Origin of the sequence: Halomonas sp. McD50-4 (assembly GCF_022348135.1) — a bacterium.
In the GTDB taxonomy this organism is placed as follows: domain Bacteria; phylum Pseudomonadota; class Gammaproteobacteria; order Pseudomonadales; family Halomonadaceae; genus Vreelandella; species Vreelandella piezotolerans.
Genome location: NZ_JAKRFG010000018.1, coordinates 21,922 through 40,213 on the forward strand (window position 1 = coordinate 21,922; position 18,292 = coordinate 40,213).

The 18,292-nt window shown below is 58.8% G+C and carries 16 protein-coding genes; 8 read left to right on the forward strand and 8 right to left on the reverse strand.

Annotation, left to right across the window (positions count from 1 at the left end):
- Positions 1–50: 50 nt before the first annotated feature.
- From MHM85_RS16945 to pilM, 4 genes are read right to left on the reverse strand one after another with little or no spacing between them, the layout of a single operon-like run.
- Positions 51–569, reverse strand: a complete 519-nt coding sequence (locus MHM85_RS16945) for a pilus assembly protein PilP (RefSeq protein WP_219862942.1) — start codon at positions 567–569, stop codon at positions 51–53.
- Positions 566–1,171: a type 4a pilus biogenesis protein PilO gene (locus MHM85_RS16950; protein WP_239285181.1), complete on the reverse strand. Its 606-nt coding sequence runs from the start codon at positions 1,169–1,171 to the stop codon at positions 566–568. Before MHM85_RS16950 ends, MHM85_RS16945 begins: the two co-directional genes overlap by 4 nt.
- Before the next feature lie 39 nt (positions 1,172–1,210).
- Positions 1,211–1,780 (reverse strand): PilN domain-containing protein, encoded by a 570-nt coding sequence (locus tag MHM85_RS16955; RefSeq protein WP_139525125.1) that lies wholly within the window; start codon positions 1,778–1,780, stop codon positions 1,211–1,213.
- On the reverse strand, positions 1,777–2,838 hold the full coding sequence (pilM, locus tag MHM85_RS16960; protein WP_139525124.1) for a type IV pilus assembly protein PilM: 1,062 nt from the start codon (positions 2,836–2,838) through the stop codon (positions 1,777–1,779). The genes MHM85_RS16955 and pilM overlap by 4 nt, the downstream gene beginning before the upstream one ends.
- 193 nt (positions 2,839–3,031) lie before the next feature.
- Between pilM and MHM85_RS16965 the strand changes: the two genes are divergently transcribed.
- Entirely contained in the window at positions 3,032–5,560 is a 2,529-nt protein-coding gene (locus MHM85_RS16965) for a penicillin-binding protein 1A (protein WP_219862940.1), read from the forward strand.
- 81 nt (positions 5,561–5,641) lie between these two features.
- Here MHM85_RS16965 and MHM85_RS16970 read toward each other — a convergent pair whose 3' ends face one another.
- The 4 genes from MHM85_RS16970 to lhgO all read right to left on the reverse strand — a co-directional run bounded on the left by MHM85_RS16970 (position 5,642) and on the right by lhgO (position 10,580).
- On the reverse strand, positions 5,642–7,654 hold the full coding sequence (locus MHM85_RS16970) for a TRAP transporter permease (RefSeq protein ID WP_153842148.1): 2,013 nt from the start codon (positions 7,652–7,654) through the stop codon (positions 5,642–5,644).
- Between the two features lie 104 nt (positions 7,655–7,758).
- Positions 7,759–8,253 carry a DUF1850 domain-containing protein gene (locus tag MHM85_RS16975; protein WP_139525121.1) on the reverse strand — a complete coding sequence of 165 codons (495 nt, stop codon included), beginning with the start codon at positions 8,251–8,253 and terminating at the stop codon, positions 7,759–7,761.
- 18 nt (positions 8,254–8,271) lie between these two features.
- Positions 8,272–9,231 (reverse strand): TAXI family TRAP transporter solute-binding subunit, encoded by a 960-nt coding sequence (locus MHM85_RS16980; protein WP_139525120.1) that lies wholly within the window; start codon positions 9,229–9,231, stop codon positions 8,272–8,274.
- 155 nt (positions 9,232–9,386) lie between these two features.
- Positions 9,387–10,580 (reverse strand): L-2-hydroxyglutarate oxidase, encoded by a 1,194-nt coding sequence (gene lhgO, locus MHM85_RS16985; RefSeq protein ID WP_153842147.1) that lies wholly within the window; start codon positions 10,578–10,580, stop codon positions 9,387–9,389.
- A gap of 111 nt (positions 10,581–10,691) precedes the next feature.
- Here lhgO and csiR point away from each other — a divergent pair, with 111 nt between their 5' ends.
- The 7 genes from csiR to MHM85_RS17020 all read left to right on the forward strand — a co-directional run bounded on the left by csiR (position 10,692) and on the right by MHM85_RS17020 (position 18,226).
- Positions 10,692–11,381, forward strand: a complete 690-nt coding sequence (csiR, locus tag MHM85_RS16990; protein WP_153842146.1) for a DNA-binding transcriptional regulator CsiR — start codon at positions 10,692–10,694, stop codon at positions 11,379–11,381.
- An 84-nt stretch (positions 11,382–11,465) separates the two neighbouring features.
- A complete protein-coding gene (locus tag MHM85_RS16995) occupies positions 11,466–12,644 on the forward strand; it encodes an acyl-CoA dehydrogenase (RefSeq protein WP_239285183.1) in 1,179 nt (392 codons plus the stop codon).
- A 27-nt stretch (positions 12,645–12,671) separates the two neighbouring features.
- Positions 12,672–13,886, forward strand: a complete 1,215-nt coding sequence (locus tag MHM85_RS17000) for a CaiB/BaiF CoA-transferase family protein (protein WP_219862936.1) — start codon at positions 12,672–12,674, stop codon at positions 13,884–13,886.
- Between the two features lie 266 nt (positions 13,887–14,152).
- A complete protein-coding gene (locus MHM85_RS17005; RefSeq protein WP_139525656.1) occupies positions 14,153–14,947 on the forward strand; it encodes an EAL domain-containing protein in 795 nt (264 codons plus the stop codon).
- Positions 14,948–15,886 carry a sensor domain-containing diguanylate cyclase gene (locus tag MHM85_RS17010; protein ID WP_219862933.1) on the forward strand — a complete coding sequence of 313 codons (939 nt, stop codon included), beginning with the start codon at positions 14,948–14,950 and terminating at the stop codon, positions 15,884–15,886.
- Between the two features lie 56 nt (positions 15,887–15,942).
- Positions 15,943–17,217, forward strand: a complete 1,275-nt coding sequence (gene gabT / locus MHM85_RS17015) for a 4-aminobutyrate--2-oxoglutarate transaminase (protein WP_219862931.1) — start codon at positions 15,943–15,945, stop codon at positions 17,215–17,217.
- A gap of 259 nt (positions 17,218–17,476) precedes the next feature.
- Positions 17,477–18,226: a metal-binding protein ZinT gene (locus tag MHM85_RS17020; RefSeq protein WP_219862929.1), complete on the forward strand. Its 750-nt coding sequence runs from the start codon at positions 17,477–17,479 to the stop codon at positions 18,224–18,226.
- Positions 18,227–18,292: the final 66 nt, after the last annotated feature.

Genomic DNA, 18,292 nt, shown 5'->3' on the forward strand with positions numbered 1-18,292 from the left:
TCATCCGGTAACGAGTCAATGTAGTGTACTGCCGAGTAGCGTGGGGCTAGCTACTCCTTTAGCGTGAGCGTTGCCTCGCGCTCTTGCCAACCTAACTGCTGATGTAACGTACGTTCGGTGATGCGCACTTCTTGCGGACTGATCGTGGTCACCTGCCCGAAATCGGTGCCTAGGTAGTTGCCTTCGCGCACGCTAGTGACGCTACCGTCTGGCGCGCTGATCAGTGCCACCTGTTGCCCGCCCATCCGCAGCGTGCCCACCAAACGTAGGCTTTGCAGCGGGAACTGCTCTAACGGCTCGGTCTTTCGCTGCTGGTCGGGGGCCAGGGCGCTTGCAAAGACGGCCGCCGCCTCGGTCGCTCGCACGCTCTTAGGAGCGAGGAACGGACTGCGGGCATCACTATAGCGGTACTCTATCGGCTGGTAGTCGGGAATCGTTGGAATGGCGACCGGCGGCTGTCCCGCTGGAGCGCGCCGAATCTCGTCCAACACCGACGCTAGCTGGCCAAGGTTGGCGTCACTACAACCCGCGAGAAGCGCCATTACGCCAAAAGTGAGTAAACGCTTCATGGTACGGGCGCCTCCCCGTCTGCTGCGTCTATATAGCTATAGGTGCGAGCGACCAATGACATACGCAGCGACTCACCGCTCTGCTCGGCCGGTGAGAGCGCGATATCGTGCTGGGTCACGATACGTGCCAACTGACTAATGTCGGCCACGAAGTGCGCCAGCTCGTGATAGCCGCCGCGCACCTGAATATCCAGCGGGTGCTCCACGTAGTGCGTATTTCGCACGGTGGGGCGCAGGCGAATCGTTTCGATACTCAAGTCATTATCCAGCGCTGCCTCGCTAATGCTATCCAATAACGAGGGAATTTCGGCACTGGTGGGCAGCATGGAGCGCATGGTGGTCATCTGCTCTTCGAGCGCGATGAGTTGGTCACGCACTTCGGGCAAAAAGGCCGCTTCAGAGACTTTGCTACGATACTCGTTCAGAAGACGCGCCTCTTGGCGCTGCGCCGCTTCCAGTTCGATGCGCTTTTCGCTCACCAACCACCAGCTCAGTCCGCCCAAGGCTACGCAAAACGCTAGCGCGCCACACAGCACCTTGAGTAGCACGGGCCACTCGCCCGCTTCTTTGACATCCAGCGACTGCCAATCCAGCGTTTTCAATCGCTGCCACTCATCCCGCCAGCGCTCGCGCCCCCCCTATCATGGCGACTCCTCCCCGTCACCACTCTCTCTCAGCGACGACTGCACCACTTCGAACTGGAACAAGCGACTATTGCCATCTTGCCCGCTGGTCACCTCCGACAGTAGCGGCACTCCTAGCCCAGGCATACTGGCAATCTGACGCAGCTGATCGGATACCTGACGTTCGCTGCCCGCCATGGCCGATACGCTTACCTGCTCGCCGTTACGGGTCAGCCGCTGATACACCACGCCGTCTACCGCGCTTGCAGCGATATCGTTGAACAGTTGCACGGTACTCACCCGCTCGGCCTGCAGCGTGTTGAACAGCGCCAACTGCTCGCCTAGTCGCTCGGCGGTTTGTTGATAGCGCTGCACATCGGCAATTTCGTTATTCAGGCGCTCGATGTGCTGGGTGATATAGGCGTTACGCTGCTGCTGAGCGGCGAGCTTCTGCTGGTAAAGCTGAGCGACCCCCAGGCCCAGCGCAACCCCGGCGATCAGCATCAGCACGACGACCCCGTAAAAACGGCGGGTGCGTTTCTCCCGACGCGCCTCCCGCCAGGGAAGCAGGTTGATATTAATGCTCATAGTCCAACCCTCATCGCCAAACCGCCCGCGGTGAGCATGGCTGGAGCATCGTTCGTCAAACCTTCCATATTGAGGCGCTTATTGACACGCATACGCTGAAACGGATTGGCGATGGTCACCGACATACCGCTATCGTCGGCGATGCGCTCGGCCAAGCCGGGAATGACGCTCGAGCCGCCTGCCAGTACGATGTGCTGCACTTCGTGCTGGCGCCCGGCGGTATAATAGAGCTGCAGGGAGCGCCCCACCTGTTGCACGACGGTTTCCAGGAACGGATTGAGCACTTTCTCGTGGTAATCCTCAGGCAGGCCGCCGCGCTTTTTGGCAAAGCCCGCCTCTTCGTTACTCAAAGAGTAATGGTCGCGAATCGCGTCGGTGAGCTGGCGACCGCCAAACACCGTGTCCCGGCTATAAACGATGTGACCTCCACGCACGACGTGAAAGGCATTCATGTTCGCACCAATATCCACTAGCCCTACGCAGGCGTTGGGGTCGCTGTCGACGTTGAGCTGACGACGCAGCTCGGCCAGCGAGCGCTCCATGGCGAAGGTTTCCACGTCCACCGCCGCAGGCTCCAATCCGGCACGCTCCAAGGTTTCGGTGAGCTGTGACACATCCTGCTGGCGGCAAGCCACCAAAATGACCTGCTGCTGCTCGTCATCGAAGGGCGCAGGGCCCAGGCAGTGGAAGTCGAACGCCACTTCATTGAACGGAAACGGAATATGCCGGTCTGACTCGGCGATTATGCGCTCTTCGATCTCGTCTTCGCTCAGCGAGACGGGAAATTGAAGCGTTTTGGTAATGGCAGCGCTGGCCGGAACGGCCACGGCGGCTTTACGCGTTGAGGGTTTGGCGTGTTCGACGGCGCGACTCAGCATGTTGGCTACATCGTTCATATCTCGAATACGGCGTTCGACCACCGCACCTTCGCGAAGCGGGCGCACGGCGTAGCTCTCGACTTGGTAATTATCGTTGCACCGTTTGAGTTCGAGTAGCTTGACGGTCGCCGAGGTAATATCGACACCAATCAACCCTTTACTGGGTGTTAGTAAACGCATGTTGAGTTCGGCTCCGCCTGCCTATCGTGCGAGTTTCGAGGTTACATGATTTTTAGTTAAGGCACACGCCAATGCCTCTACGCCATATCAACACTGGTGGCCGCTGCCTCCCCTTCCTATAATGGCAGCCACTTGCGCGCCATGGCGTTAATACTGCCCTGGCTACTCCTCTTTTTACGGGTGCCCACTGTTCATGACGTTTTTACGGACTCTTGTGCTGTCACTATTTTCACTGGTCGTTGCGCTCTCGGGTGCGGTCATACTGGCGGTGATCGGTGCGGCGATCTATTTTTCGCCGGGCCTGCCCGACGTGCGCCAGCTGCAGGATTTCGAACTGCACACGCCACTACGGATTTTTACCAACGACGGCAAGCTGATCGGCGAATTCGGTGAAGAGCGCCGCGTGGCGATCGACTTCGATGACATTCCCCAAGACATGATCAACGCGCTGATTGCTGCCGAAGACGCCAGTTACTTCGATCATGCAGGCGTCGACCCGCGCGGCTTGGCGCGCGCGGCGGTCGAGCTGGTACAGAGTGGCGGCACCATTCAATCAGGGGGCTCCACCATCACCATGCAGGTCGCACGTAACTACATGCTGACCCTCGACCAGACGTTCACACGAAAAATTCGCGAGATTCTGCTGGCCTTACAGATGGAGCAGATTCTCGACAAAGAGGAGATCTTCGAACTTTACGTCAATAAGATCTTTCTAGGTAACCGTGCTTATGGCATTGCCGCTGCCGCCGAGACCTATTACGACAAGCCACTCGCCGAGCTGAGCCTGGCGGAAACCGCCATGATTGCCGGACTGCCCAAAGCCCCCTCGGCGTTCAACCCACTGGCCAACTCCGAGCGTTCGCTGATTCGTCGCAACTGGATCCTATTCCGCATGCGTGAGCTTGGGTATATCGATAACGATACCTATCAAAGTGCCGTTCAGGCCCCAGTCACCGCACGCCGCCACTACACCCAAACCGAGGTGGATGCCGCCTACGTGGCAGAGATGGCACGCCAATACGCCATCGAGCGCTTTGGTGATACCGCCTATACCGGTGGCTACCGCATTTACACCACCATCGATAGCGAACTGCAGCCGTTTGCCCGTCAGGCGCTGGCCAATGGTCTGATCGCTTACGACTTACGCCATGGCTGGCGGGGTGCCGAGCAAGAGGACATTGCCCCCAGCTTGGTCGAAGCCCAAGAGCAGACCACTACCCAGGGTTTGGAAGAGGAGCTGTCCGAGTCGCCGGAGATCCGCCAAACCGCTCGTCAGGCTGCCCAGCGTAGCCAAACCGAAGTCGAAGGCGTGGATGGCGATGTGAGCAACTGGCTTCAGGTACTGGAGCGTACGCCCAACTATGGCCTGCTGCAGCCTGCCATCGTGGTCGAGAGCAGTGGCCGTGAGATGCAGGTGCTGACTCGTGGCGGTGAGCTGCAGACGATTCCATGGAGTGGCCTTAGCTGGGCGCGCCCCTATTTGAGCCCGCGTAGCCGAGGGGCCGAACCGACCAATGCGGCACAGATTGCCGAACGGGGCGACCTCATCCGCGTCATCGAGACCGATGACGGCACGCTGCGCCTTTCCCAACGTCCAGACGCCGAAGGCTCGCTGGTGGCGCAAGACCCACGCACCGGTGCGATTCTGGCGCTGCAGGGCGGCTTCGACTTCAACGCCAGCAAGTTCAACCGCGCCGTGCAAGCCCAGCGTCAGTCCGGCTCGATCTTCAAGCCGTTCATTTATCTCGCCGCCTTGCAAGATGGTGAAATGAACGCGGCGAGCGTGGTCAACGACGCGCCGGTGGTTTTGGATGATGGCAGCAATTCACTATGGCGCCCAGTCAACTCAAGCCGCGACTTCCAAGGTCCGATGCGCCTGCGCCCGGCGCTGGCACGCTCGCGCAACCTCGTCACGATTCGCGTGCTCCAAACCATGGGGCTCGACCACACGATCCAATATCTGGAAGGGTTCGGCTTCTCGCCGGAACGTCTGCCCCGCGGCCTGTCACTGGCCCTGGGTAGCGCCAGTCTCACCCCGATGGAGATGACCAACGCCTACGCGGTGATCGCCAACGGCGGCTTCCAAGTCTCGCCTTGGTTCATCGAGCGGGTGACCCGCGATGACGATAACGAAGTGATCGACGAAGCCACACCGCAGGTTGCCTGCGTGAATTGCGCCGAGGGCCAGGAAACCGTCGAGATCGATGGCAAGACCTACCCGGTCGCCCCTCGTGTGGCCGACGCGGCAGCGGTATATATTCTGCGAGACATGCTGCGCGACGTCATTACCTCTGGTACGGGCCGAGGTGCACTGAGCCTAAACCGTGAGGATATCGTCGGTAAAACCGGTACGACCAACAGCCAGCGAGACGCCTGGTTTGCCGGTTTCAATAGCAATCTCGTCACCACGGTGTGGGTCGGTAAAGACAGCAACGACACCATTGCCGAGTATGGCGCGAATGCCGCTCTACCCATCTGGATCGACTTCATGAGCGATGCGCTCGAAGGAACCCCCTCTGCACTGCCCGAGCGTCCCGACACCATCGTCACCGCACGGGTGGACCCGGAGACGGGCCGTCGTTTACACGATGACCAACCGGGCGGCATGACCGAGCTGTTCCACAGAGACCATCTACCGGATTTCCAGCCTCGGCGCATTAGCCAAGAGCTCGAGGAAGCCAGCGGCTCGCAAGGGTCTGGCACGGCAGAGTCGATCTTCTAAATACGAACCGACGCTAAAACGTAAAAGCCCGGGAACGAATGTTCCCGGGCTTTTTTGGTGCTGCTTTTCTCCTAGGCAAAATCAACCGGCCACCGGCGTTGGCTCCCGTTTGCTCGCCTGCCAGTTAGCGGCGATGGCTACGACCATGACAGTGACGCCGGCCACCTCCGTCCACAAGCTTGGGTAGAACACACCGACGATGGCGCCACCAATGGCCAAACGAGGCAGCCAAGACATACGCGTGAACAGGTAGCCTTCTAGCGAGGCCGCGAACGCACATAGCGCCAGTAGCGCGATGACTGCATTCCATACCACCACGAGCACCGGCCCACCGATGATGATCTCCGGATTGAAGACCATGAACAGCGGAATCAGGTAGAGCCCCTTGGCAAATTTCCACGCCTGGAAACCTGTCTCCATGGGTTTACTGCCGGCAATGGCCGCCCCCGCAAACCCCGCCAGGGCAATCGGTGGCGTGACGTTGGAGTCCTGGGAGTACCAAAAAACCACCAAGTGAGCGATCAACAGCGGCACACCGAATTCGGCGGTCAGCGCCGGGCCCACCAGCACGATCAGAACGATGTAGCTGGCAGTGACCGGTAACCCCATCCCCAAAATTAGACTCGCCAACAGCACCAACAGCAGTGCCAGCACCAGGTTGCCACCGGAGAACGCCAGCATCATGGAGGAGAACTTCAGACCCAGGCCGGTCAAACCGACCACGCCGACGATGATACCGGCGACAGCGCAAGCCATGGAGACCGCCACGGCATTGCGCGCGCCCAACTCTAATCCCTGGACCAGCTTCACGAGCCCTGCCCACACGACCGCTTTCGTGCGCTCGACCGTGACCGGTTGCCCCTGTTTGGGTGCCACGAAGAAGTACCATAATGCATAGCGCAAGACGGCCACCGCCACCATGGTGACGACCGCGTAATACCCCACGCGCATGGGCGACATGCTCATGGCCAGCAGCCATACCAACACCGCCAGCGGCAGGAGGAAGTGCCAGCCATCTTTCATGACTTGGCGCATTTGGGGCAGCTCGCTCTTGGCCATGCCCTGCATGCCTTGTTTCAAGGCAATGATGTGGACGAACAGATAGACCGTCGCAAAGTACATGATCGCCGGCAGAATGCTGATTTTGACGATCTCTAAATAAGGCGTATTGGTATATTCGGCAATCAAGAAGGCGCCTGCACCCATCAGCGGCGGCATGATTTGCCCGCCGGTGGAAGCGGCCGCTTCGATGCCCCCCGCCTGCTTCGGCTGGTAGCCCAGTTTCTTCATCAGCGGAATGGTGAACGCGCCGGTGGTGACCACGTTGGCAATGGCGCTGCCCGAAATCGATCCCATACCCGCCGAGGCCAGAACGGCCGCTTTGGCCGGACCGCCGCGCTGGCGTCCAGTAGCGGCGTAAGCCATATCGATGAAAAACTTACCGGCACCCGTGCTTTCCAAAAAAGCACCGAAGAGGACGAAAATGAAGATATAGGTAGCGGCAACTCCCAGCGGCAGGCCAAAAATGCCCTCTTGGCCCAGGTAAAGCTGCCCGGCCACGCGGTCGAGGCTGTAGCCACGGTGCTCCATGATGCCGGGCATCCACTCGCCCAGCCAGGGAAGCTCCCCACGGGGGCCGGCAAACGCATAAACGATAGCGAGCAAGCCAATCACCGTCATACCAAAACCCACCGCGCGGCGGCTGGCCTCGAGTACGGTGACCGTGGCAATACAGGCAACCAAAATATCGGTCTGGTTCCAGAACCCGGCGCGACTGAAGATGGCATCCAAGTTGAACACCAAGTAGCCACCCGTGATCAGCGCACCGGCAAAGAATACCAGGTCGATTCCCCAGCCCACGATGCCGCGCTTACGGTTTGGCCCAAAGGCCGGAAACATCAAAAAGGCCAATAGCATGATCAGCGCTAGGTGAATGCTGCGCTGATAAAATAGGCCCAGCGGCTGAATACCCGCCGAGTAGAGTTGGAATAACGACAGTCCCACCGCCACGATGGTGATACACCATAAAACGAAGCGGGGTTGAATCGCATTGCCGCCCGGCATCACAGTCGGCGGTGGCGTGGATTCGTTCATGAAGTCCTCGGAAGCATAAGCTAACTTAGGGGGTTAACACCCACTTAATTTTTATGAAAAGCGACATCGATCGGCGCACTTATGAGGTGTTTGGCTAACGACACTCAACGCGATGACAAGGCTATCGTGACGCGTTGGCCAGCCGCCCGCTCACTCAGGCTCACGGTGGGATGCTCGCCATCTGGCCACATGACGCGGTGATTGACGGCCGTCGAGCCGACCCGTAGCACGTAGCGATTGTTCGCCACTGGCTCGTCGATGGCATTGATCCAGTAACCGCCCTGGCCGTCCGACACCTGCTCGCCGCGCCCGAAGATGTGCCCAAGCCCAGCGGCAAAATCCGGTTGGTGGCTGCGCTCGAGCTGCATCGTGCCACCCGCGTTGCGGTAACAGTCCAACACCGTAAAGTGCTCGACAGAGTGCTGCCACTGGATGCACCAGCGGCTGCCCTGCGGCGCAGCTGCATCTACGAGCGTGTCGCCCTGCTCGGTCACGACCCGCAGATGCCAAGACGCAGTCGCCGAAGCGGGGGAGGCCCCCGCTTCGGCGAACAAACCACTCATCAGTAAGAGCGCCATCAGTCGTCGTTGCCACTGCATGGCACGGCTCCTAATGGGTTACGGACGCAGACGGTCCGGGATCTCAGCGCCAACTTCTTCGAAGTAGCGAAGCGCGCCCGGATGCAGCGGTACCGGCGTAGAGTTCATAGTGAACTCGATGGTGGTGTCGTTGGCAGCCGGGTGGACGGCAATCAGCTCATCGGTGTTTTCGAACAGCAGCTGAGTCAACTGGTAGGCCAGTTCTTCGTCCATATCGGCGTTGACGACCAGCACGTTAGGGATACCGATGGTCTGTACCGCCTCGTCCATACCGTCGTACATGCCCGCCGCCAGCTCGTAAGGTGCAAAGACCGCTTCCTCTTCCTGAGCGTTGGCGATCTCTTCATCCGACAGGCTAATCAGGCGAATGTCGCGGGTCGCGGCGAGGTTGAGAATGGAGCTGGTGGGCGGCCCAACGCTCCAGAAACCGGCATCGATATCGCCATCACGAATGGCGTCAGCGGTTTCGTTGAAGTTAAGACGTTGGGGCGTGAAGTCTTCATAGCTCACGCCGTTGGCTTCTAGCAGAGCACGGGCGTTCAGCTCGGTGCCGCTACCCGGTGCGCCTACAGAGACACGCTTACCGGCCAGGTCGGCAATGCTCTGAATGTCAGACTCTGCCAGGGTGACGAGCTGCACGGCATTGGGATACACCGACGCCAGCGCGCGGGTGTTCTCGATCTGGCGGCCTTCGAAATCGCCGGTGCCGGTATAGGCTTGGTAGACCGTATCGGCCAACGCCAGCGCCATATCGGCGTCGCCACGCATGATCAAGCCCATGTTCTCGACCGAGGCGCCGGTCACTTCAGCCGTCGCTTGAGCACCTTCGATATGGTTGTTGATCATTTCGGCAAAGCCACCGCCGATGGGGTAGTAAACGCCGCCAGTACCGCCCGTGGCAATCGAGAGCTGCTGCGCGCTGGCAGGCAGCGCCACGGCGAGCATGGAGGCGGCGACGGTATATTTTAGAGTTCGCATGAGCGTTTCCTCCGTCCTACTTGGACTTATAGGTATGGTTGACGTAAAGGAGGTGTGAAGCCCCAGCCCCAGGCTGGTGTTGCCAGCCTTTGGAGCGGTGGACAGAAGTTAGCACGGCTGGCGCGTAAGATGCTAATCCAGCGCCATGCGGCTTTTTATTTCAACAGCGCTTTGACGTGCTCGACGATATGCGCCCCGATAGGCAGCGCCGACGTGGCCGCCGGCGACGGCGCATTGCCAACGTTCACCGTGCGCTTGGTGTTCACGAACAAAAAGTCGTCCACCAACTTGCCATCCTTAGAGACCGCCTGGGCGCGCACCCCTGCGGGATAAGGCGTAAGATCGTCGAGCGTCAAGCTGGGACAGTACTTACGCACCAGCTCGAGATAGCCACGCTTGTAGAGCGAGTTCTTCATTTCGAAGAGCCCCGGCTTCAAGTGTTTACCTAACACCTTCAAGATACCAGGGTGGGTGAACATCTGGCCCATGTCACTCAGCGACATGTCCTGTTTGCGGTAGCCCTCGCGTTTTAACGCCAACACGGCGTTCGGCCCCACGGTGACCGTGCCATCGATCATCCGCGTCAGGTGAACGCCCAAAAACGGCATGGCAGGATCGGGAATAGGGTAAATCAGATGGTTGACGATTTGGTTGTGGCGCTCGGGTAGCCGATAGTACTCACCGCGAAAGGGGCAAATCGTAAAGCCAGGGTCTTTGCCCAGCATGCGGATGACGCGATCGGCCATCAGTCCCGAGCAAGAGACGAGGTAACGACCGGTGAAAGCGCCCTTTTGGGTCGTCACCACTACCTCGTTGGTACGCTCTTCCAACCCGGTCACGCGGTGGTCAAAGCGGATCTCACCGCCAAGGCGGGTAAACTCCGCCGCCATGGCACGGGTCACCTCGGCGTAGTTCACAATGCCACTCGAAGGCACGTAAATCCCCGCCACGCCGGTGATATTGGGTTCGCGCTCTTTGAGCGCCTCGGTCTCTAGCCACTCTCGCTCCAATCCGTTGGCGGCGGTGCGCTCCCACAGCGCCTCCATGCGCTGTTTTTCGAGTGCATTGGTGGCGACGAGCAGCTTGCCGCAGATGTCGTAGCGCACGCCGTGCTGGTCGCAGAATTCACGGGTGGCGCGGTTGCCTTCCAGGCAGAACCTCGCTTTCAGGCTGCCCGGCGTGTAGTAGACCCCCGCATGAATCACACCGCTATTGTGACCGGTTTGATGCTGGGCCGCTCCCGACTCTTTCTCGATCACCAAAAGGCGCTTATCTGGGTACGCCTGTTGCAGCTGCATGGCGGTAGAAAATCCCAAAATACCACCGCCTACAATGATGAAATCCCACATGAATGTCGTTACCTGTGCCAAATTTTCAAAATTTATTGATAATAGCCGCTATTCAGCGTTGACCGCCACGCCCCTACATTGGTCTAAGCCACATTGGTTCAAGGAGTTCCCATGGAGCATGAAGCCCCGCGTCAAAACCTCGCGATGAGCGCCTACCAATCGCTCAAGCATGACATCATTCGCGGCCGCTACGCGCCTGAAGAGAAGCTCTTGATGAGCCGCTTGAAAGCGTATTACGGGGTGAGCACCGGGCCGCTGCGCGAAGCCCTTTCACAGCTGGTGGCCGACCGTTTGGTGGTCGCCATCAGTCAACGCGGCTACCGAGTGGCCGCCATGTCGCTGGCCGAGCTGAACGATATCTACGATGCCCGCGCCCAGTTGGAAGGGCTGATTTTGCGCTTGGCGATCGAGCGCGGCGACGACGATTGGGAAGCCAACGTACTGGCGACCGCCCACCGGCTAGCCAAAGTGACCGAAGTCAGCTCCCCCGACGAGCTGCTGGATGGTTGGGATTTGCGCCACAAAGCGTTTCACACCGCCATCGCCAGCGGCTGTAACTCGCCGCACCTGCTGCAAATGCGTGACACCCTCTTCGATCAGGTGGAGCGCTACCGCCATTTATGGCTGAAAGAGACCGTCATGTCGCCCCAAGCCCTTGACACCAAACGCCAGGAGCATGCCGCTCTGGTCGACGTGATTCTGGCGCGCAACGCCGAGCAAGCCGCTAACCTGATGCGCGACCACCTCATGACGCCAGTCCCCATCATTACCCGGGTACTCCAAGCCCGTGGCATCGATTAAAATCTTCGTTTTAAAAAAATGTAGAAATTTTTAAATAACGGCGATACATTGGGCTCAACACGATCATCTTTCGGAGTTCACGCCATGACACGCTTCAACTGGGACGACCCGCTACTGCTGGAAAGCCAGCTCACCGACGAAGAGCGCCAGATCCGCGATGCCGCTCACGACTACTGCCAGGAAAACCTGCAGCCTCGGGTGCTCAGCGCCTTCCGTGAAGAGCGTTTTGATCGACAGATCATGAACGAGATGGGCGAGCTGGGCCTGCTAGGTGCCACGGTGTCTCCGGAATACGGCGGTGCGGGCGTCAACCATGTGGCTTATGGCCTAATCGCCCGCGAAGTAGAGCGTGTCGATTCCGGCTACCGCTCGGCCATGAGCGTCCAGTCGTCGCTGGTGATGTACCCCATCGAAGCCTACGGCTCCGAAGAGCAGAAGCATAAGTACTTGCCTAAGCTTGCCAGCGGCGAGATGGTCGGCTGCTTTGGTCTGACCGAACCCGACCATGGCTCCGACCCAGGCTCCATGATTACCCGTGCGGAAAAGGTCGATGGCGGTTACCGCCTGACCGGCGCCAAAATGTGGATCACCAACAGTCCGATTGCCGACATTGCCGTGGTATGGGCGAAATCTGCCGCCCACGACAACCAAATCAAAGGGTTCATCGTCGAGCGTGGCACCGAAGGCTTCTCCACCCCGAAAATCGAAGGCAAGGTCTCTCTGCGCGCCTCCATCACCGGCGAGATCGTGTTGGACAACGCCTTCGTCCCCGAAGAGAACCTGCTGCCTAACGTGAGCGGCCTGAAAGGCCCCTTCGGCTGTTTGAACAAAGCCCGCTACGGCATCGCCTGGGGTGTGATGGGCACCGCCGAGTTCTGCTGGCACGCTGCCCGTCAGTACACCCTCGACCGTAAACAGTTTGGCCGCCCGCTGGCCGCCAACCAGCTGATCCAGAAGAAGCTGGCCGACATGCAGACCGAAATCACCCTGGGCCTACAAGCCGCCCTGCAGGTGGGCCGCCTGATGGACAGCGGTAACTGGGCGCCGGAAATGATCTCGCTGATCAAACGCAACAACTGTGGCAAAGCACTGGACATCTCCCGGGTGGCGCGCGACATGCACGGTGGCAATGGCGTCTCCGACGAGTACGGCGTGATCCGCCACATGGTGAACCTGGAGTCCGTGAATACCTATGAAGGTACCCACGATGTGCACGCCCTGATTCTGGGCCGCGCACAAACCGGCATCCAGTCGTTCTTCTAAATTCGTAGCTACTCAGCGAGGCACCCGATGAGCACAGTCGCAAAGCCCCTGGCAGGCATCAAGGTACTCGATATCTCTCGGGTACTGGCAGGCCCCTGGTGCGGGCAGATGCTGGCCGACATGGGTGCCGAGGTGATCAAGGTAGAGCGCCCCCAAAGCGGCGATGACACACGCCACTGGGGGCCACCCTGGCTCTCCGGCAGCAATGAGTCGGCCTACTACCTGTGCGCCAATCGCGGTAAGCGTTCGGTGACGGTGGATATGGCCAAGCCCGAAGGCCAAGCGCTGATCAAGCAGCTCGCCGCGCAGTCGGACGTGCTGCTCGAGAACTTCAAGGTGGGCGGGCTGAAAAAGTATGGCCTGGACTACGCGAGCCTGAAAGCACTCAATCCCGGCTTGGTCTACTGCTCCATCACCGGCTTTGGCCAGGAAAGCCCTTACGCCCACCGGGCGGGCTACGACTTCATGATCCAAGCCATGGGCGGCCTCATGAGCCTGACCGGCCAACCCGACGGTGAACCCGGTGGCGGCCCAGTCAAGGTGGGGGTCGCCATTACCGACATTTTCACGGGCCTGTATGCCACCAATGCGGTGCTGGCAGCGCTATACCAGCGCCGCGACAGTGGCGAAGGCTGCCATATCGACCTGGCGCTCATGGATGTGCAGGTGGGCGTGTTGGCCAATCAGGCGTTGAACTACCTGACGTCTGGCCAGGTGCCCCAACGTCTGGGTAATGCACACCCCAACATCGTGCCCTATCAAGCCTTTGCCACGGCCGATGGTCATATGATCGTGGCAGTCGGTAATGACGAGCAGTTCAGACGCTTCTGCCAGGTGATCGACCAGCCGCAGCTCGCTCAAGACGAGCGCTTCGCCACCAACGGCAGCCGAGTTCAGCATCGCGACACCTTGATACCGCTTCTGGAATTGGCACTTGGCGCACAACCTACCGATACTTGGCTTTCGGCCTTCGAGGCCGTGGGCGTGCCCTGCGGGCCGATCAATACCCTGGATCGCGTGTTCGACGACCCCCATGTCAAAGCACGCGGATTGAAACAAACGTTGCCACATTCCCAGGCAGGTGAGGTCAACCTCGTAGCCAATCCGATCCGCATCAACGGCGAATCGATCAGTGCCACGACAGCGCCGCCCACGCTTGGCGAGCACACGGACAGCGTGCTGGATGCCATCGGCATCAGCGATGAGCAGCGCCTAGCGCTTCGCCAAGCGGGCATAATCTAATCAGACGCTATTGGCGGCAAACGAGCCTACCGCCCCGCTTCTCAAAACGCCCTTCGGGGCGTTTTTTATTGGGAGGAAAGCGTTCACCTCATCGCCCACTTCGCTATACAAAACCTATACAGACATGACATAAGCCGCTAGACTGGCGATATCTTCTCTGTTGATACCTGTCTAACAAAGCACGGACATACTCGGGCTTTTGACAATCAAGGTGAGCGGTATTGCCGCCACGTTAGCGAGCGCAAGCGAACATGTCAGGAGACGTTATGGGTAACTGCGCGCGGGTAAATGGCACGTGTAAACGCTGCGAGGGAGCGCTCCCTTTTGATTTCACGATGGCGTTTCAACCCATCGTGGACGTTGCCCTGGCACGCGTGACGACCCACGAAGCCTTGGTTCGAGGCATCAATGGCGAGTCGGCTTGGAGTGTCATTTCCCAAGTCACCGATGACCTACTCTACCGCTTTGATCAATCCTGCCGAGTCAAAGCCATCGAGCTTGCCAGTGAACTAAGTATGGAAACGGATCTTTCCATCAACTTTCTTCCCAATGCCGTATACGAACCGGAAGCATGTATTCAGGCAACGCTAGAAGTCTCGCAGCGAGTCGGCTGGCCAACCGACAAGCTCATTTTCGAGATCACCGAAACCGAGCGTGTGCGCGACCGGCAACACCTCTGCAACATCATCGACGCCTATCGCTCCATGGGCTTCAAAACCGCTCTCGATGACTTCGGTAACGGCTATGCCAACCTGGACCTGCTCACCGACCTCGCCCCGGACAAGCTGAAAATCGATCGCGAACTGGTGATGCAGTGCGACCACGACCCTCGTCGTCAGGCGCTGCTGAATGCCATTATTGTGCTCGCCTCCGAACTCGACATGACGCTGATTGCCGAAGGTGTCGAGACCCGCGCTGAAGCCTTATGGCTTGCCCAGGCGGGGATTACACGTCAGCAGGGCTTCTTCTATGCCAAACCGGCGATCGGCAAACTGGGCACCGAATTGACCCCGCTGCTCGAGGCGCTGCGGTCAGAGTCCCAGCGACGCACGGAGAGCTGAATGACCAGCATGAGCACGGACCATCTCTACCAATTGGTGAACCGTTCCAAACGGAATACGGAGAACGTCATCAAAACGGCGCCTCTCGGTATCTGCATTACCGATCCTCACGGGTATTTCGAGATGGTCAATCCGGCCTACTGTCAATTTTACGGCTATCGAGAAGAGGAGCTGATTGGCCAGCACTTCACGCTCGTGGTGCCTGAAGCGTACCGCGCCCAAATGCGTCAATTGCACGATGAGTTCATCCACGGCGAGGAGACCCATGAACTGCGTCAGGAGTGGGAAGTGCGCTGCAAGAATGGCGAAGCCCGCACCATCATCGCCGAAGCTGCCCGTATCGAGGGCGACGATGGTCAATCGCGCAAAGTCACCTTCATCGTCGATATCACCCAGCGCAAGCAGCTCGAGGAGCGCTTGAAACAGGCCAACGAACGTTTGGAGTATTTGGCCCACCATGACGAGCTCACTGGGCTGCTCAACCGTCGTCAAGGCCTCGCCAAACTCGAAGAGGCGATCGAACGCTCTCGCCGTTACGGCAACCCACTTAGCATCGTGCTGTTCGATCTCGACGATTTCAAGAACATCAATGACACCTACGGCCACAGTACCGGCGACAGCGTTCTACAAGCGCTGACGCAGGTCGTCAATCAACAGCTGCGAGAGACCGACTTCCAAATACGTCTTGGCGGCGAAGAGTTCTTGATCATCATGCCAGAAGTCGATGCCGATTCGGCCCGTATCGCCATGGAGCGCATTCGCCAAGAAGTCGCGCGAACGCCCTACACCGAACATGCGCTAACCGTCACGCTATCGGCGGGCATCGCATGCTACATTGAAGCCTCGAGTACTCGAATGCTTGATCGCGCCGATAAAGCGATGTATCAGGCCAAACAAGCCGGGCGCAACCGGATTGTCATCGCACCGTCACCTGTGTGATCAACGCTATTGCGCACTATGCTAAAGCAACACCCTATCCTAAAAGGAGCTGAGTCATGAGCAATGCCGAGCTTAACGAACTAAAGCAGAAATACGTCGCGGCGGGCGCTGCAAGCCCCGCTACCGCCTTTGCGGATCGCGCCGAAAACGCTGAGATCTGGGACGCCGACGGCAACCGCTTCATCGACTTCGCAGGCGGCATTGGCGTGTTGAACGTGGGGCATCGGCATCCAAAAGTCGTGGCCGCCGTCAAAGCCCAATTAGATAAGGTGATGCATACCTGCCAAACGGTCATGCCTTATGAAGGCTACGTCAAAGTGGCCGAGAAGCTGAGCCACATCGTTCCTGTGCGTGGCCACGCCAAAGTGATGCTGGCCAACTCTGGTGCCGAAGCGCTGGAAAACGCAGTAAAAATTGCCCGCGCCGCCACCGGCCGCTCTAATGTCATCTGTTTCGACGGCGGCTATCATGGCCGGACCTTCTACACCATGGCCATGAACGGTAAGGTCGCGCCCTACCAAACCGACTTCGGCCCGATGCCCGGCACCGTCTTCCGCGCCCCCTACCCGGTGCCTTATCACGGCGTGAGTGAAGACGAAGCGATTCGCGGCCTGAAAATGGCGCTGAAAACCGACGCCAACCCGAAAGACACCGCCGCGATCATTCTGGAGCCGGTGCTGGGTGAAGGCGGTTTCTATCCGGCCCCGAAGAGCTTCTTGGAAAAGATCCGCGAAATTTGCGATGAGCACGGTATGCTAATGATCATCGACGAAGTGCAGTCGGGCTTTGGTCGTACCGGCAAGATGTTTGCCATCGAGCACAGCGGCGTCGAGCCGGACATGATGACCATGGCCAAGAGCATGGCCGACGGCATGCCGATCTCTGCCGTGGTCGGTACCGATAAAATCATGGATGCCTCAGGCCCGAACTCCCTGGGCGGCACCTATACCGGTAGCCCCACTGCGTGTGCAGCGGCGCTGGCCGTCATGCAAGTCTTCGAAGAAGAGAACATTCTCGAGAAGAGCCAAGCGGTGGGTGAAAAGCTAGCTCAGCGCTTCGGTGGCTGGCAGAGCAAATTCGACTGCATCGACAACGTGCGCAACATGGGTGCCATGGCCGCGTTCGAACTCGTCAACAACAAAACCGACCGCACGCCAAACCCAGACCTGGCCGCTGCGCTGTGCAAGAAAGCCCGCGAAGAGGGGCTGATCCTGCTCTCCTGCGGTATGTACGGCAACACCATTCGCTTCTTGATGCCCGTCACCATTGAAGATGACGTGTTGAATGAAGGCCTGGATATCATCGAGTCCTGCCTGGAATCACTGATCTAAGCGTTCGATACGAGCCACAGCGCCGCCTCTAAGGGCGGCGCTGTCGTTTGTGTACGGCGTATCTCGTCAGATGAACAGGGGAACCGGCCTACTGACCCACGCGAACACCCTCTCCTTCTTATGTACACGTCGCTGCAGCTTTAGCATCACAGAAAACACGCGATACTGTCGGACATGTTGATGTCAATCACGACTCCTCTATTGAACGCCTCTTGCAATACGTTATAACATATCAAAACAACACAACGGAGATTCGATCATGCCAACACTTGCTAACAAGAAGTCCTGCGCGATGGCGCTAAGCATTGCGATCCTAGCCAGCGCCCCGCATGCCTTTGCTAATCACGATCACGACCATCACCACGATGATGGTGAAGCCCATGCGCATGACCATGACCATGACCATGACCATGACCATGACCATGACCACAATCATAGCCACGATCACGACCAGGGCCATGCGCATGACAACGATATTTACGCGGGCTATTTCGACGATGCGCAAATTGCCGATCGCGCGCTTTCCGACTGGGAAGGCGACTGGCAATCCGTATATCCCTATTTACTTGACGGCACTCTAGACCCTGTCTTCGCGCATAAAGCCGAACAAGGCGATAAAACTGCCGAAGAGTACAAAGCCTACTACGACACCGGTTATGCCACCGATGTCGAGCGGATCGTGATCGATGGTAGCAGCGTCACCTTCTTTGCCAACGGCGAGTCGATGACCGGCGACTACCAGTACGATGGCTACGAGATCTTGAATTACGAGGCCGGTAACCGAGGCGTTCGCTTCATCTTCGAACTAGCAGACGACGCCAGCGACGATGCGCTCCCCCACTATATTCAGTTCAGCGACCACAGCATCTATCCGACGGATGCAGGCCACTACCACTTGTATTGGGGAGATGATCGTGAAGCGCTGCTGGAGGAGTTGACCCACTGGCCGACCTACTATCCTTCGTCGCTCAGTGGCGAAGATATCGTCGACGAAATGTTGGCTCACTGACGGTTTAGCCCGACACTCGCCATCCCCGAGCGCTGGCCACTACGCCAGCGCTCTCTTCATCTCTCC